This is a genomic window from Variovorax sp. GW821-FHT10B04 (assembly GCF_059415645.1).
Genome location: NZ_JBWKNQ010000002.1, coordinates 411,234 through 425,401, shown reverse-complemented (window position 1 = coordinate 425,401; position 14,168 = coordinate 411,234). Strand labels below are relative to the sequence as shown.

General features: G+C 66.0%; 15 protein-coding genes. 6 read left to right on the top strand and 9 right to left on the bottom strand.

The genetic code is table 11. The features are described 5' to 3' along the window. Nucleotides 1–79: 79 nt before the first annotated feature. Entirely contained in the window at nucleotides 80–691 is a 612-nt protein-coding gene (locus AC07PZ_RS07085; protein ID WP_495294341.1) for a glutathione S-transferase N-terminal domain-containing protein, read from the bottom strand. 165 nt (nucleotides 692–856) lie between these two features. Between AC07PZ_RS07085 and purB the strand changes: the two genes are divergently transcribed. After that, nucleotides 857–2,236, top strand: coding sequence for an adenylosuccinate lyase (purB, locus tag AC07PZ_RS07080; RefSeq protein ID WP_495294340.1), 1,380 nt, complete (start codon nucleotides 857–859; stop codon nucleotides 2,234–2,236). Continuing rightward, on the top strand, nucleotides 2,236–2,796 hold the full coding sequence (locus AC07PZ_RS07075; RefSeq protein WP_495294339.1) for a YaeQ family protein: 561 nt from the start codon (nucleotides 2,236–2,238) through the stop codon (nucleotides 2,794–2,796). Before purB ends, AC07PZ_RS07075 begins: the two co-directional genes overlap by 1 nt. A 15-nt stretch (nucleotides 2,797–2,811) precedes the next feature. Here AC07PZ_RS07075 and AC07PZ_RS07070 read toward each other — a convergent pair whose 3' ends face one another. Together AC07PZ_RS07070 and AC07PZ_RS07065 are read right to left on the bottom strand one after the other, a co-directional pair. Beyond that, nucleotides 2,812–3,117, bottom strand: a complete 306-nt coding sequence (locus AC07PZ_RS07070; RefSeq protein ID WP_495294338.1) for a putative signal transducing protein — start codon at nucleotides 3,115–3,117, stop codon at nucleotides 2,812–2,814. Between the two features lie 5 nt (nucleotides 3,118–3,122). After that, nucleotides 3,123–3,581, bottom strand: coding sequence for a DUF3717 domain-containing protein (locus tag AC07PZ_RS07065; RefSeq protein ID WP_495294337.1), 459 nt, complete (start codon nucleotides 3,579–3,581; stop codon nucleotides 3,123–3,125). A gap of 412 nt (nucleotides 3,582–3,993) precedes the next feature. On the opposite strand from AC07PZ_RS07065, the gene AC07PZ_RS07060 reads away from it, so the two are divergent. From AC07PZ_RS07060 to AC07PZ_RS07050, 3 genes are all read left to right on the top strand, one after another. Next, nucleotides 3,994–4,728 (top strand): TerC family protein, encoded by a 735-nt coding sequence (locus AC07PZ_RS07060; RefSeq protein WP_495294336.1) that lies wholly within the window; start codon nucleotides 3,994–3,996, stop codon nucleotides 4,726–4,728. Between the two features lie 45 nt (nucleotides 4,729–4,773). Then, nucleotides 4,774–5,238 (top strand): hypothetical protein, encoded by a 465-nt coding sequence (locus AC07PZ_RS07055; protein ID WP_495294335.1) that lies wholly within the window; start codon nucleotides 4,774–4,776, stop codon nucleotides 5,236–5,238. A 240-nt stretch (nucleotides 5,239–5,478) separates the two neighbouring features. After that, complete coding sequence (locus AC07PZ_RS07050) at nucleotides 5,479–5,832, top strand: phage holin family protein (RefSeq protein WP_495294334.1); 354 nt, start codon at nucleotides 5,479–5,481, stop codon at nucleotides 5,830–5,832. 15 nt (nucleotides 5,833–5,847) lie between these two features. Here AC07PZ_RS07050 and AC07PZ_RS07045 read toward each other — a convergent pair whose 3' ends face one another. Continuing rightward, complete coding sequence (locus AC07PZ_RS07045) at nucleotides 5,848–7,392, bottom strand: M48 family metalloprotease (protein ID WP_495294555.1); 1,545 nt, start codon at nucleotides 7,390–7,392, stop codon at nucleotides 5,848–5,850. A gap of 190 nt (nucleotides 7,393–7,582) precedes the next feature. On the opposite strand from AC07PZ_RS07045, the gene moaC reads away from it, so the two are divergent. Next, nucleotides 7,583–8,062 carry a cyclic pyranopterin monophosphate synthase MoaC gene (gene moaC, locus AC07PZ_RS07040; protein WP_495294333.1) on the top strand — a complete coding sequence of 160 codons (480 nt, stop codon included), beginning with the start codon at nucleotides 7,583–7,585 and terminating at the stop codon, nucleotides 8,060–8,062. A gap of 86 nt (nucleotides 8,063–8,148) precedes the next feature. On the opposite strand, the gene AC07PZ_RS07035 is transcribed toward moaC, so the two are convergent. The 5 genes from AC07PZ_RS07035 to AC07PZ_RS07015 form a co-directional block, all read right to left on the bottom strand. Next, nucleotides 8,149–9,798: a PglL family O-oligosaccharyltransferase gene (locus AC07PZ_RS07035; protein ID WP_495294332.1), complete on the bottom strand. Its 1,650-nt coding sequence runs from the start codon at nucleotides 9,796–9,798 to the stop codon at nucleotides 8,149–8,151. Nucleotides 9,799–9,879: 81 nt separating this feature from the next. Next, complete coding sequence (locus tag AC07PZ_RS07030) at nucleotides 9,880–10,374, bottom strand: pilin (RefSeq protein ID WP_495294331.1); 495 nt, start codon at nucleotides 10,372–10,374, stop codon at nucleotides 9,880–9,882. A 213-nt stretch (nucleotides 10,375–10,587) separates the two neighbouring features. Then, nucleotides 10,588–11,394: an MBL fold metallo-hydrolase gene (locus AC07PZ_RS07025; RefSeq protein ID WP_495294330.1), complete on the bottom strand. Its 807-nt coding sequence runs from the start codon at nucleotides 11,392–11,394 to the stop codon at nucleotides 10,588–10,590. A gap of 15 nt (nucleotides 11,395–11,409) precedes the next feature. Beyond that, nucleotides 11,410–13,677, bottom strand: coding sequence for a CHASE2 domain-containing protein (locus tag AC07PZ_RS07020; protein WP_495294329.1), 2,268 nt, complete (start codon nucleotides 13,675–13,677; stop codon nucleotides 11,410–11,412). Nucleotides 13,678–13,722: 45 nt separating this feature from the next. Beyond that, a complete protein-coding gene (locus AC07PZ_RS07015; RefSeq protein WP_495294328.1) occupies nucleotides 13,723–14,154 on the bottom strand; it encodes an FHA domain-containing protein in 432 nt (143 codons plus the stop codon). Nucleotides 14,155–14,168 lie beyond the last annotated feature (14 nt).

The window sequence follows — 14,168 nt, the reverse complement described above, 5'->3', positions numbered from 1 at the left end:
CAAGCCGCCTGCAGCCGCTCCCGTGCGGTTGAAGGGCGCGCCCGAATGCAAAAACGCGCCTCGCGGCGCTTTTTGTTCTTTACGGTTTGGTGTCCAGAAAACTGGGCCGCAGCATCAGCTTGTCGTAGAGCCTGACCAGGTTCGGGTACTCGCCGCGCCAGTCGATCTCGGGGAATCGAAAGCCGATCCAGCCCAGCGCGCAACCGACCGCGATGTCCGACAGGCTCAGGTGGATGCCGCTGCAGAAGGGTTTGTCGCCGAGGCCTTTGGCCATGGCGGCGATGCCGTCAACGACCTTGCGCTGCTGCCGGTCCATCCAGGCCTGGCTGCGTTCGCCATCGGCACGGCGTGCCCAGGTCGCTTCCATGCGCCAGAGCACGCCAGCGTCCATCACGCCATCGGCCAGCGCTTCCCAGGTCTTGACCTCGGCGCGCTCGCGGCCCTGCTGCGGAATCAGCTTGCCGACCGGCGACAGCGTGTCGAGGTACTCGACGATCACGCGCGAATCGAACATCGCCTCCCCGCCCTCCATCACCAGGCAAGGCACCTTGCCGAGCGGGTTGGATGCCGAGATCGCAGTGGTGTCGGACCAGACGTCCTCGATCACGAACTGATAGTCGAGCCGCTTTTCCGCCATGACGACGCGCACCTTGCGCACGTACGGGCTCGCGGCGGATCCAATCAGTTTCATTCGTTTCTCTCTCTTCCCTATCAAGGCTCTGTTTGTAGCATTTTGATTTTATGTGGAATGTGACAGTTACCAGTCACGTGTGCATCCCCCCATAAGGACGAAGCTCCGCCCGCCGTCGGACGGCCCCAAAAGCCGCCACCTTCGGGGGCCACCTAAAATCGGGGGATGAGTTTCTCCACCGTTTCCGCCCTCTCCCCCCTCGACGGTCGCTACGCCGCCAAGCTCGCCGCGTTGCGGCCCCTGATGAGCGAGCAGGGCTACATGCACCGGCGCGTGCAGGTCGAGGTCGCCTGGTTCATCGCGCTGTCGGACTGCGGCTTCGTCGAGTTCAAGCCGCTCACGCCCGGCGCACGCAAGTACCTGATGGGCCTGGTGGCCAACTTCTCGGAAGCCGACGCGCTGGCGATCAAGGAAATCGAGAAGACCACCAACCACGACGTGAAGGCGGTCGAATACTGGATCAAGTCGAAATTCGAGGCCCGGCCCGAACTGCTCGGCGCGTCCGAATTCGTGCACTTCGCCTGCACCAGCGAAGACATCAACAACACCAGCCATGCGCTGCAGATCCAGGCCGCGCGCGACAAGGTCGTGCTGCCCGCGCTGGACGGCCTGATCGCCAAGCTGCGCGAAATGGCGCACCAATTCGCCGACGTGTCGATGCTGTCGCGCACGCACGGCCAGACCGCCAGCCCGACCACCGTCGGCAAGGAGATCGCCAACGTGGCGATGCGCCTGTCCAAGGCGCGCGAGCAGATCGCCGGCGTGCAACTGCTGGGCAAGATGAACGGCGCGGTGGGCAACTACAACGCGCACATCGCCGCCTGGCCCGGATTCGACTGGGAAGGATTCAGCCGCAAGGTGATCGAGACGCCGGCGCCGCTGGGCCTGGGCCTGACCTTCCAGCCGTACAGCATCCAGATCGAGCCGCACGACTACATGGCCGAGCTGTTCGACGCCGTGGCGCGCGCCGACACCATCCTGATCGACTTCTCGCGCGACATCTGGGGCTACGTGAGCCTCGGCTACTTCAAGCAGCGCCTGAAGAAGGGCGAGATCGGCTCCAGCACGATGCCGCACAAGGTCAACCCGATCGACTTCGAGAACGCCGAAGGCAATCTGGGCCTGGCCAACGCGGTGTTGCGCCACCTGAGCGAAAAGCTGCCGATCAGCCGCTGGCAGCGCGACCTGACCGACAGCACCGTGCTGCGCAACATCGGCGTGGCCTTCGGCTATGCGGTGCTCGCCTACGCCAGCCTGTCGACCGGCCTGGGCAAGCTCGAACTGAACGAGGAAGCGCTGGCCGACGACCTCGACGCATCGTGGGAAGTGCTGGCCGAGCCGATCCAGACCGTGATGCGCCGCTTCGGCGTGCAGGGTGCCTATGAGCAACTGAAGGAAGTGACGCGCGGCAAGACCGTGACGGCCGAGGCCCTGCACGGCCTGATCCGCTCGCTCGCGATTCCCGAAGAGGAAAAAGAACGGCTGCTGGCCATGACGCCGGCCACGTACATCGGCAAGGCGGCGGAACTGGCACGTCGCGTCTGATGGCCCTCAAGTCGACGATCTTCAAGGCGAACCTCGCGGTCGCCGACATCGACAACGGCTACTACGCCGATCACGCGCTGACGCTCGCACGGCATCCGAGCGAGAACGACGAGCGGATGATGATGCGGCTGATCGCGCTGGCGCTGAACGCCCACAAGCTGCAGAGCGTGTGCGACGGCGACGGCGTGCTGGGCTTCGGCGCGGGACTCTCGAATCCGGACGATCCGGACGTGTTCCTGCGCGACTTCACCGGCCGCACTCGCGTCTGGATCGAGGTCGGCCAGCCCGAGGACAAGCCGCTGATCAAGGCCTGCGGCAAGGCCGACGAGGTGCTGCTCTACTGCTTCAACCATGCCGCCGAGATCTGGTGGCGCGGCATGGAAAACAAGCTGTCGCGGCCGCAGAACCTGAGCGTGTTCCGCGTGCCGACGCTGGCGTCGCAGTCGCTGGCTGCGCTGGCCCAGCGCAGCATGCAGCTGCAGGCGACGGTGCAGGAAGGTGCGTTGATGCTGGGCGACGGAAAGACCAGCATCGACATCGAGCTGGTGAAATGGAAGTGAGCCTGCGCGCCTGATTCAGGCCGAAGGCATCATCTGGCCGCACTGCCAGCATTGCTCGAAACCGCCTTCGACCAGTTCGCCGCAGCGGCAGTGCCAGCGGCGCTGCGGCCGATCCTGCAGGGCCTGCAACAGGCGCCTGGCGCTGTCGAACTGGGTCTCGTCGTCGATCCAGATTTCGGGCAGGCATTGGTCGGGCGGCAATTGGCCGACCACCGCGCCGAGAAACTCGCGCTGCACCGTGGCCTCGACGCCGTCCTCGCGCAGGGCGTGCACCCAAAGCGTCGCGATCGCGAGATTCGGAGCCTGGGCGAGGCGGCGCATGGCGCTCAGCGGCTGTCGCCGGCTTCTGGCGTTGGCGCATCCTGCGCCGGCACGTCCCGCGATTCGCGGGCGCGTTCGGCATAGGTATTGAAGCGCCAGGCCTTGTCTTCCATCGTGATGCGGCGCCACGTGACGCGCTTCTCGGCCGGCGTCATCGCGGGCCAATGCTGCACTTCCTCGAAGCTGCGACCGCAGCCCTTGCACTCGTCATCGCCCTGGCTGGTGGAGCAGATCGCGATGCAGGGCGTGTCGGGTGTGCTCTCGTACCAGCCGAGCCAGGCGGCCCAGGCCTCGGCCGGGAAGCCGACGTCGGCGACCTCGTCCTCGTGATGGAAGACCATCAACGCGTAGACCTCGGCCAGCGCACGCAATTCGGGGGCCAGCGTGATGCCGTCGGGCGACGGTTTCTTCTCCCGCCAGTAGTTGATGGCGGCCTCGATGTCGGTGATGTGAATGGCGGCCATGGGGAACGAAAAAACGAGCCGGAATCATAGTCTCCCAAAGCCCTGCCGAAGCTGAAGGATTTGGGCCTGCTATCAATTGCAGAGCATCCAGGCCAGTCGCTGCAACGTCTTCAGCACTGTTTTCTTTAAGCATTCAGTCATGGCGTTTGCCAGCAGGCACGCCGGGATGCTCTAATCCGCGCCACGAAGGGGAGTAGCTCCCGCCCGCTGCCACGCAACGGGTATCGGCAGGTCGTCAATACGAAGCACAACAACTTCCGGCCTGTCGGGCAGCATCGCGCTGCCGAGCAAGACCTTCGATTTGAACCCGCGCAGGTTTGATCGAAGCGATTGCCAATCCCGGAATGTGTTCCCGGTTCCGTTCATTCGCCTCATCCACCTGTGGATTGATTAGCAACGAACTGAGGACACTATGGAAGCCTTCATGACCCCGGAATTCTGGGTCGCAGTCGGTCAGATCATCATGATCGACATTCTCCTGGGCGGCGACAACGCGGTGGTGATCGCGCTCGCCTGCCGCAAGCTGCCACCGGCGCAACGCACCAAGGGCATCCTTTGGGGCACTGCGGGCGCGATCGTTCTGCGGGTGATCCTGATCTTCTTCGCGCTCACGCTGCTCGCCATCCCGTTCCTGAAGATCGTCGGTGCGGCGCTGCTGGTGTGGATCGGCGTCAAGCTGCTGGCACCCGAGCACGACGACCCGCACGGCAACATCGCCGGCAGCGACAAGCTGTGGGCTGCCGTGAAGACCGTGATCGTGGCCGATCTGGTGATGAGCGTGGACAACGTGATCGCCATCGCCGGCGCCGCGCAGGGTGCCGGCGACGGCCACCAGATGCCGCTCGTGATCTTCGGCCTGCTGGTGAGCATTCCGATCATCGTCTGGGGCAGCCAGCTGGTCATCAAGCTGATGGACCGCTTCCCGATGATCATCACGCTCGGCGGCATGCTGCTGGGCTGGATCGCCGGCACGATGGCGGTGTCCGACCCCGCGGTCGCGAACGTGGCCGCATGGACCTGGGTGCCGAAGGTGCCCCAGACCGACACCGTGCGCTATGCCGCAGGCATCTTCGGTGCGCTGCTGGTGCTGGCCATCGGCAAATGGGCGGCGAGCCGCAATGCGGCCAAGTCGCCGGCCTCGGCCTGATCGCCGTCAACGACCTTGTCACGTTCAACCACGAAGGAGCACGCCATGGAGAAGATCATTCTTTACGTCGACGACACCGCCTATGCGCGCGATTTCCTCGCCCGCAGCACGCCTGAGGCCGCAGGCGGCGGAGCACGCCACTGGGTGATGGTCGCGTGCGCGCCGCGCATGACGGCGCGCATCAGCAAGTGGGTCAGCCACAGCGCGCGGGCCAACTGGCGCGCCAAATGGTTCGCCAAGACGCAGGCGCAGATGCTGCCGCTGTTCGAGCAGGCCGGCGACGCCGTCACGCCGGTGCTGGCACAGGGCACGCTGACCGAACTGACCCAGCGCCTGAAGATGGAGCACGGCGCCGCGACGCGCGTGGTCGATGCGCGCCGTCCGAAGATCGGCGTCGATTTGGAGCCGGTGACGCCGGACCAGGTGCCGAGCCACTCGGGCTGGGCATTGCCCGGCGCGGTGATGGGCATGGGTGCGCTGCTGATATTGGCGAACGAACTCGCGGAATGAGGCCCCCCGGCTTTTCACGCGCTCCGCGCGTGTAATTCGCCACCCCCCAAGGGGGAGGCGCGGCCGCCTTGGGGCGGCCCGGCGGCAGCCGCGTAGCCCCCCGGCTTTTCACGCGCTTCGCGCGTGTAATTCGCCACCCCCCGAGGGGGAGGCGCGGCCGCCTTGGGGCGGCCCGGCGGCGGCCGCGTCGCCCCCCAGCTTTTCACGCGCCCGGCCCGCGCGCGCTGATATCCTGCAGCCATGCGACTCATCCTCAAATGGCTTCTCAGCGCGCTGGCTCTGCTGGCGGTGACCTATCTCTACAGCGGCGTGCAGGTCGCGAGCTTCGGTTCGGCGCTGATCGCCGCCGCGGTGATCGGGCTGCTGAACATGATCGTGCGACCGGTGCTCGTGGTGCTCACGCTCCCGGTGACGATCGTGACGCTCGGGCTGTTCCTGTTCGTGATCAACGCGCTGATGTTCTGGTCGGCGTCGGGGCTGCTCGGCGGCTTCAACGTGACGGGTTTCGGCGCGGCGCTGATCGGCTCGCTGATCTACTCGCTGCTCGGCCTGCTCATCGAATCGGCGCTGGGCGGCTTGTTCCAGCGCAAGTAGCGCCGCCGACCGCCGCTATGGCGGCGGGTCGTCCTGCTGGTCCTTCAGCAACGCGTCGATCGCGCGGGCGCGGGTGTCGATGATCGATGCTTCGTAGTGGTCGACGCCCGCAGGACCGCCGCCTTGGCGCACCAGTTCCTGGGCTGCGCGAAAACGATCTCGCGCAGCGGCGTAGTCGAGCGTCGCAACGTTCGCCTCGGCATCGGCACGTACTGCGCGCAGCGTGTCGTTCTGCGCCGTGTAGAGCGCACCGAGCGCGTGCCAGGCGCTGGCATCTTTCGGGTGGACGGCAACCCAGTCGCGCAGCGGCGGAACCATCGGCGCAGGGTCGCGCATCGCAACCGCCACCTGCGCAGCCAGCAGCATTTCAGGCTCGTCCTTCGACTTCGGGTCGAGCCGCGCGGCGGCACGTGCCGGCGCACCGGCGGCCAGGTCGATCTCGGCCGCCAACAGACGGGCCAGTCTCGTGGCGGCGGCATCGCCGGCAACGCGTGCGCTCAGCCGTTCGGCCAGTGCCTGCGCCTGTGGAAAGTCGCGTTGCGTGCAGGCCGCCAGCGCGGCGGCATACAGGATGCCGGCCTGCTGGGCGGGCGCGGCCCGTGCGAAGTCGGGGCCCGAGGCCGCCTGAACGCCCAGGCGCAGCACGTCGACACCGGGACGCGACAGCACGCGCGCACGTGCGGCGATCATGGCGTGATCCATCCGCAGCGCTCGCACCACCGGGCTGCGTGGTGCGGCGGGTGCGGCGGGTGCGGCGGGCGCCGTGCCGGCGGCGGCGGATGGCGCATCGGGCGCCGGACCTTCGGTCGCGCGGAACTGGAAGCGCCCCTGCATGTCCGAGATCCGTTCGCTGTTGAGCGGGTGGCTGCGCAGGTACGGATAGGAGCCGTTGTCGTTGAGCCGCGAGGCGTACTGCAGCTTCTCGAACATCGAGGCGGCACCCTGCGGCGCGAAGCCGGCCTGCGTCATCACGCCGAAGCCGATGCGGTCGGCCTCGCGCTCCATGTCGCGCGAAAAGCTCAGCTGGTTCTGCATCGCCATGGCCTGGCTGCCCATGAGCACGGCCTGGCCCGCGTCGCCGTTGCGGCTCTTGCCGGCGGCGATCATGCCCAGCACCATCGCCGCCAGCAGCAGCGGCATCTGCCGGCTCTGCTTGCTCATGATGCGCGAGATGTGGCGCTGGGTGACGTGCGACAGCTCATGGCCCAGCACGGTGGCGAGTTCGTCGGCGCTGTCGGTCGCCGCGATCAGGCCCAGATGAAGGCCCAGATAGCCGCCCGGCAAGGCGAAGGCGTTGATGCTCCGGTCGCGGCCCAGCAGCACGGTCCAGGCGAAGCGCTCGTCGAGCTCCGGCGTGAGCTCGCCGCGCACGCGCGCCGCAGCCAGCAGCCGCTGCCAGATGTCCTGGACGTACGCCTCAAGGACCGGGTCGGCGATGAAGTCGGGGTCGCGGTACAACTCGCGCGCGATCTGGTCGCCGAGCCGGCGTTCGGCAGCGGCGGTCATCTCGCCGCCGTCGCCCATGCCGGGCAGCAGTTGCGCGCGAGCGGCCGGCAGCATCAGCAACTGGCTGCCGATCACCAAGGCTGCACACAGGGCTCGCAGCGGACGCAGCTTCGGCCCGGCGGGCCGAAGGGCGCCGGGCGAACGGGCTCGGTCGGGACGGTTTTCAGGCATCAGAGGCATCGGGCGTTGCATTCCTCATGGTGGCTCGGCCTCTTATGATGCACACCCTTGCCGAACGTTCACCATGAGCAACCTTACCCATTTTGATGCCCAGGGCCAGGCCCACATGGTCGATGTGGCTGCCAAGCCTGCAACCCACCGCGTGGCCATCGCCACCGGCCGCATCGAGATGCAGGCCGCGACGCTGGCGCTGATCGAGTCCGGCACCGCCAAGAAGGGCGATGTGCTCGGTATCGCGCGCATCGCCGGCATCCAGGCGGCCAAGAAGACGAGCGACCTGATCCCGCTGTGCCATCCGCTCGCGCTCACCCGCGTCGCAGTGGCCTTCGCGCTCGCCGATGGCAGCGTGCCGCAGGTGGCTTGCACGGCAACGGTCGAGACGGTGGGCCCGACCGGCGTCGAGATGGAAGCATTGACGGCCGTGCAGGTCGCACTGCTCACGATCTACGACATGTGCAAGGCGGTCGACCGCGGCATGACGATCAACGACGTCCACGTGCTGGAGAAGCATGGCGGCAAGTCGGGCAGCTACATCGCCGAGTGAGGGGTTGATGCGCTGCTGAGGCATCGAGGCGCAGCCGCGGACCACAACGCGCTTCGCCGCGCTCATTCACGGGTCCGGCGCATGCCTCAGTGCAGCGGTGCACTGGAGGGCTTGGTCTCGCGCCACGCCGCGTACTCGTCGGGATAGGCCCGCCGGAACAGTGCGGACTGCGCAGATGCCTCCCGATCGTCGCCGAGCAACGTCGCACTGTCGACCAGCTTGCCGATCACGCGCGGCTCGGGCGAGAAGTGCAGCGAGCGCTGCGCCAGTTCGTACACGTGCGCGGCATTGCCTCGATCGACGGGCGTCAGCACGAGCTCGGCAAAGCGCACATAGCGCATGTACAGCCAGGAGGCGCTTGCGTCGTCCAGCGTCGTGTCGGGCTGTCTCCCCACGGAGGGGCGCTCGTCGGGCGCCATGTAGAGGCGGCTGATGCGCGTGTAGTCCCAACCGGCATAGCCGATCGCGACGACCAGCAGCAACGCGGCGACCTGGTACCACGCCGCGCCGCGCGGTGCGCCGGCCGGAGCTGTCACTGGCGCCGCCTTGGCAAGCCGACGGCCCGGCCAGAGGATGCCGAGGCAGACGCCGAACACCAGTTGAAACGGTCCATACCAGAGCGGGTATTCGAGCAGGCTGTGCAGCACGATCGCACCCAGCATCGCCCAGGCCATCAGCCGCAACGGATCGCGCTCGCGCCACGGCCGAGCCGTGAGCACCAGCCAGGCAAAGCCACCGCAGATCAGCAACGCGGCCGGAATGCCGAGCTCTACCGCCAGTTGCAGCGGCAGGTTGTGTGCGTTGTCGAGCAGTTCGACGAAGCGCGCACCGGTGTACGGAAAACTGTAGTGCGCGAAGCTCAGTTCCCCCCAGCCCCAGCCGCGCCATGGATGTGCGGCGATCAGGTCGAGCACATTGCGCCAGAGCAACAATCGGCTGTGGCCTTCGGGCGCCCCCTCGCGCAAGCGCAGCAGCATGCCTTCGACCGCCGCGCCGGCCAGTTGCGGCAAGGCCCAGGCAGCGAGGAAATAGCCGGGAATGAGCGCGAGCAACCACGAGGGATGCGGCAATTGATACCGGCGATCCGGCATGGGAAGGCGCCGCTCCCGCCACGCAATGAAGGCGGCGACCAGGCTGATCGACAGCCACTGCAGCAGACCGGTGCGCGAGGTGGAGGCCGCGGCGGCGAGCGTGAGCAGCACGGCGGCAGGAAGCAGCCCCGCGCGGGCGCGGTCGGACAAACGACCGTGCAGCCAGAGCGCGGCAACGAGCGCCATGCTGATCAAGGTGGCGAACTGGTTGCGCTGGCGCAGATTGCCGTAGGCCTGGCCGATCTCGGGCGCGGAAGTCCAGGGGAACAGCGCCTTTGCGGCGCCGTAGTACTGAAAGAGGCCGAAGACCGCACTCACAGCACCGGCAACGAGAACGCCCCAGGCAAGAGAAGACGATCGGCGTGGATCTGCAACGATCGCAGCGCCAGCACACGCGGCGAGCGCGGTGACGACGATGGCTGCGACAGCGGTTGCCTGAAGGGCGTGATGCGGGCCGACGCTGGTAGCGATCAACCCCGCCGCGAGAGCGAGCCAGAGCAACATGCCGCGTGATGGCACCCTGCCTCCTTGCAGCAACAGCAGCGCGGCGCAACTCCAGGCGCCGAGCAATTGCCATGCGCTTGAAGATGGGCCGGCGACGATCGGGGAGATGAATGGAATGCCGATCAGGAAGGCATCAATCACAGGTGAATCGCCAAAGAAGACTGGCCACATAAAAGAAAAAGCGGTGCCAACGCACCGCTTTTCACTCAGGCTTTTGCAAGATCAGCTGCTGGCTCCACTCGCGGGCGTGCTATTTTTGATGACTGCGGCCTTTGCTTGTGCGCCGGTGCCCGTGGTCGACGTGATGGTGGTCGTAATCTCCCATGTCACGTTGCTGGAGCCAAGCGATGGCTTCCAAGTGATCGTCTTGGCATCGATATCCGTGTTTCCGAAATTTTGAAGCGTTGCCACTATTGCGCCAGTTCCCGCTGTAACGGATGCAGCCGACACTTCTTTTGTTGGTGTGAATACCGGCATAGTCGCAATTGCCGTGTCATCAACCTTAGATGTAGCACCGGCTTCTTGTGCTGCAAGCGCAACCGCCGTCTTCAAACTATCGACCGAAGACATCGCATTGCTGATCTTCGCCTTTATCACGTAATCCTGATAAGCCGGCAATGCAACCGCAGCCAGAATCCCGATGATTGCCACAACAATCATCAATTCGATCAACGTAAAACCCTTTTGCGCATTTCGCGCAATGGAATGACGATTCATTTATTTAACTCCAGAAAAATTGACAGCCGGAACGCCCGCTGCACCCCGCATTGTCCGCAGCAACCGTGCCAGCCGATGAAGCCCTTCGTTTGCGCATCTGACGCCCCACAACGTTACCTGTCGTGACGAAGTGTGTCTTTTCGCGTCACAGACGCTGACAAAACTCGTCACGGTCGACGGCAAGCGACAGGAATGGGCCACGCCGGCGTGGCCTCAGATTTGCAGGATCTGCCCTGCGCTCAGCATCCGGATATCGTGTTTGCCGCCATTCGGCACGCCTTGCGCAGCGGCAAGGGCATCGATCTGAACCATGATCTCCTCGGTTTCGGCCGGCTTGGTGTGGGTGATATAGATCGGATAAGGCGAGCCCGCCGAAATTCGCGCGAGTTCCTCATAGAGGCTCGCGGGCACGAGATGCAGGCTGCGATCGGCCAGCACCTGCTCGCTGTCGCCAAAAGCCGTCTCGATCACGAGCATGGCGACGTCCAGGGCGTTCACGCGCGCCCAGAACGCCGGATTGCGCCCTGTATCGCCGCTGAAAACCCAGTGTGCCCCGCCCGAAGCGCAGCGCACCGCGAACCCGCAAGCCGGTACGGTGTGAATGGCCGGGAGAACCTCGACCTGTTTTGCCACACGACTGCCCAGCACGATCGACTCGCCCACGGCGATGTCGTGGAAGCTCAGAAAAGGCTCGTCGGGACTCGGGATCCGCTCGAAATTCGGCCAGATGACGTCGTTGAAGACATGCCGCCGCAGCGCGTCGATGGTGGCACGCTGCGCATACACCCGCAGCGGCCGGCAGCGACGGCCAGCCACCGCGTCGAGCATCAACGGCAGCGAGGCAATGTGGTCGAAATGGGAGTGCGTGAGCAGCACTTCATCGATGCGGGCCATCTCGTCGAGTGCGAGATCGCCTACGCCGGTGCCTGCGTCGATGAGCAGATCGTCATCGACGAGAAAAGACGTCGTCCGGCAGCCCTTGGCGATGGCGCCGGAGCAACCCAACACGCGGACCTGCATTCCGGCACCTTTCTGTCATTTGTTTTCGAAGCGCGTACTGCTGTCCCAACCGGGATCGTGGGGACGGACAGCCATGGAGGCTAGCCGCTGCGCGTAGACCCGGTAAAGAATTTTTTCACCATGTCGTGTCAGCAAAGGCGCGAGCAATTCCTGCGCCTCTTCCGCGCGTTGCGCGCGATAGGCTGCCAGCACCTTGGCCCAACGGTCCAACTGGGCAAGACGCTCCGGGTCGAGCTGGCCGGCAACGGCCACGGGCGTGAAGATCGCGACCGGTGCCTCGCGCCCCCGCACGTAGACCGAGTCGAGCTCCTGCCAGACATGGCCGGTCGCGGCGAGGCAGGTCGACTGGGTTGCAAGGATCTGCACGCCGTACTGACTGCTCAGTCCTTCGAGCCGCGACGCCAGATTGACGGCATCGCCGACGACCGTATAGCTGCGGCGCAATGCCGAGCCCATGTCGCCGACGCTCATCACGCCGGTGTTCAGGCCGATGCCAACGCCGATGCCCGGCCGTCCATTCGCACGATGAACCTGATCGATCTCGCGAACCGCAGCCGCCATCTCGATGGCCGCCTGCACCGCCAGCACCGCATGGTCGGGCGCATCGACCGGTGCGCCCCAGAAAGCCATGACGCAGTCGCCCATGTACTTGTCGACCGTGCCGCGGTGGCGCGTGATGATCTCGGTCAGACGGCTGAACACGCCGTTCAGCAAGGTCTGCAATTCGACCGGCGCCATGCGCTCCGACAGCCGGGTGAAGCCGCGCATGTCGCAGAACATCACGGTCAGCTCCTTGCTCTCGGCGCGCATGCTGTAGCGCTCCGGTTGCTCGAGCATTTCCGCAACGAGCTGCGGCGGCACGTAACTGCTGAACAAGCGCGCCAGGCCGCGCCGACCGCGCGCCTCGACCAGATAACTCCAGCTCATGTTGAGCATGAAGGCCAGCCCGGTCATCAGCAGCGCCGCGGCCAGCGGCATGACGAGGCCGGCGCCCAGATAGAGCCAGCTGTTGAGGCCGATCAGCGCGGCGCCGACCGCGAAACCGAACAGCACTGCGCGCGAGGCCGACAGCAGCGACAGGCCGAATGCCAGCAGCAAGCCCGCGACCAGAACGACGACCACGTCGTAGCCCTGGGCGTAGTCAGGTATCGCAGGCAGGCGCCCATCGAGCAAGCCGGAGATGATGTTGGCGTGTATTTCCACCCCGGGGAAAGCCGGCCCTGCGGGTGTCGTGCGCAATTCCTGCAGGCCTGGCGCCGTTGCACCGACCAGCACGATCTTTCCCTTCAGCTCGCCAGGTGCCAGCTTGCCGTTGAGCACATCGGCGGCCGCGACGTAGCGAAACGATCCGCCTTTGGCGCCGCCGGGCCCGCGGTACGGCACCAGCGCCCCGGCCTGCGAATCGACCGCCACGCGCCGCTGCGCACCGCCACGCCCCAGGAGGAGCGCCTCCAGCACCGGGGCACCAAGCGCCCAGGAATCCTCGACCAGCAGCGGCGTGATCGGCGGCGACCCGACGGACAGCCGGAACACCGACAGCGCGAGCGATTCGTAGTAGCCAGGCCGGGCCGCGTCGCCTTCGTAGCGCCCGAGCAGCGGCGCCGATCGCACGACACCGTCCTCGCTGTCCTCGACGAGCACATTCAAGAAGCCGGCCGACGGTGCCGCCTGCGCCAGTGGGGCGATACCGCCACCAAAACCATTCCAGCGCGGCGCATAACGACGGCCCTGCGGAAATGCCGAGGCGGCAAGCACCGGCTCGGGCAATCGCCCCTTGGTGCTGGGCGACGGATCCTGAGTGAAATAGTAGCCAAGCGTCACGGGCTGCCCGACGAGCGCACGCGCGAATGCGGCGTCGTGGTCCAGCGTCGGCGCCAGGCGCTCGACTTCGGCGGCAAAGGCCGGCACGCCCCGAAGCGCGCCGCTCGCCAGTTCCCGCAGGCTCGCCAGACCGGCGCTGTCGTCGGACTCGACGAACAGGACGTCGTAGCCGAGCACCGTCACCTCCTGGCGCTTCAGCAATTCGGTGCTGAGCCGCGCCAGCTTGTCGCGGCTCCAGGGCCATTGGCCGAACTGACGCAGGCTGGCGTCGTCGATGTCGACGATCACGACGCGCGGGTCCAGCGTCCGTGGCATGGTCGCGCTCAACCGCACGTCGTAGATGAAATGATCGAGGCGATCGACGAACCCCAGCCGCCAGATGCCGATCGCATGCATGAGCGCGATCACGACCGGCAGGAGAGTCAGGGCGATTCGAACGCGGTGCCGGCGCCAGGGACTCATGACGGCCTCGCCCGTATGGCGTGCCGAGCAGCGCGCATTGCAGAATCAGCCACTGGTGCGAAGACGCTTGAACAACGACGTGCGCTGCGTTTCGCCTGGCAGCGAGGACACCGTGTCGTCGGGGCGATCCGGCGGCTCGGCCATTCCGGCGCCTTGGAGTGCGGCAGATGCATCGGCAGCCGATGGGTCGTCGCGGAGGATGCAGCGCATCCGGTACTCGCCGATCTCGACCAGATCGTCAGGCTCGAGCGGGCGCTTCTGAATGGCGCGCGCATTGATATAGGTGCCGTTGGTGCTGTTCAGGTCTTCGAGCTGAACCTCGTTGCCGACCAGATGGAACACGGCGTGCTCACCACTGACCGTCAGGGAGTCCACCACGATGTCGTTGTAGAGCCTCCTGCCGAGTGTCGTTCGCGCCTTCACCAACGGTACTTCCTCGATGACGGACCCATCCAACGAAATGATCAATATCCGCACGACCGACTCCTGGG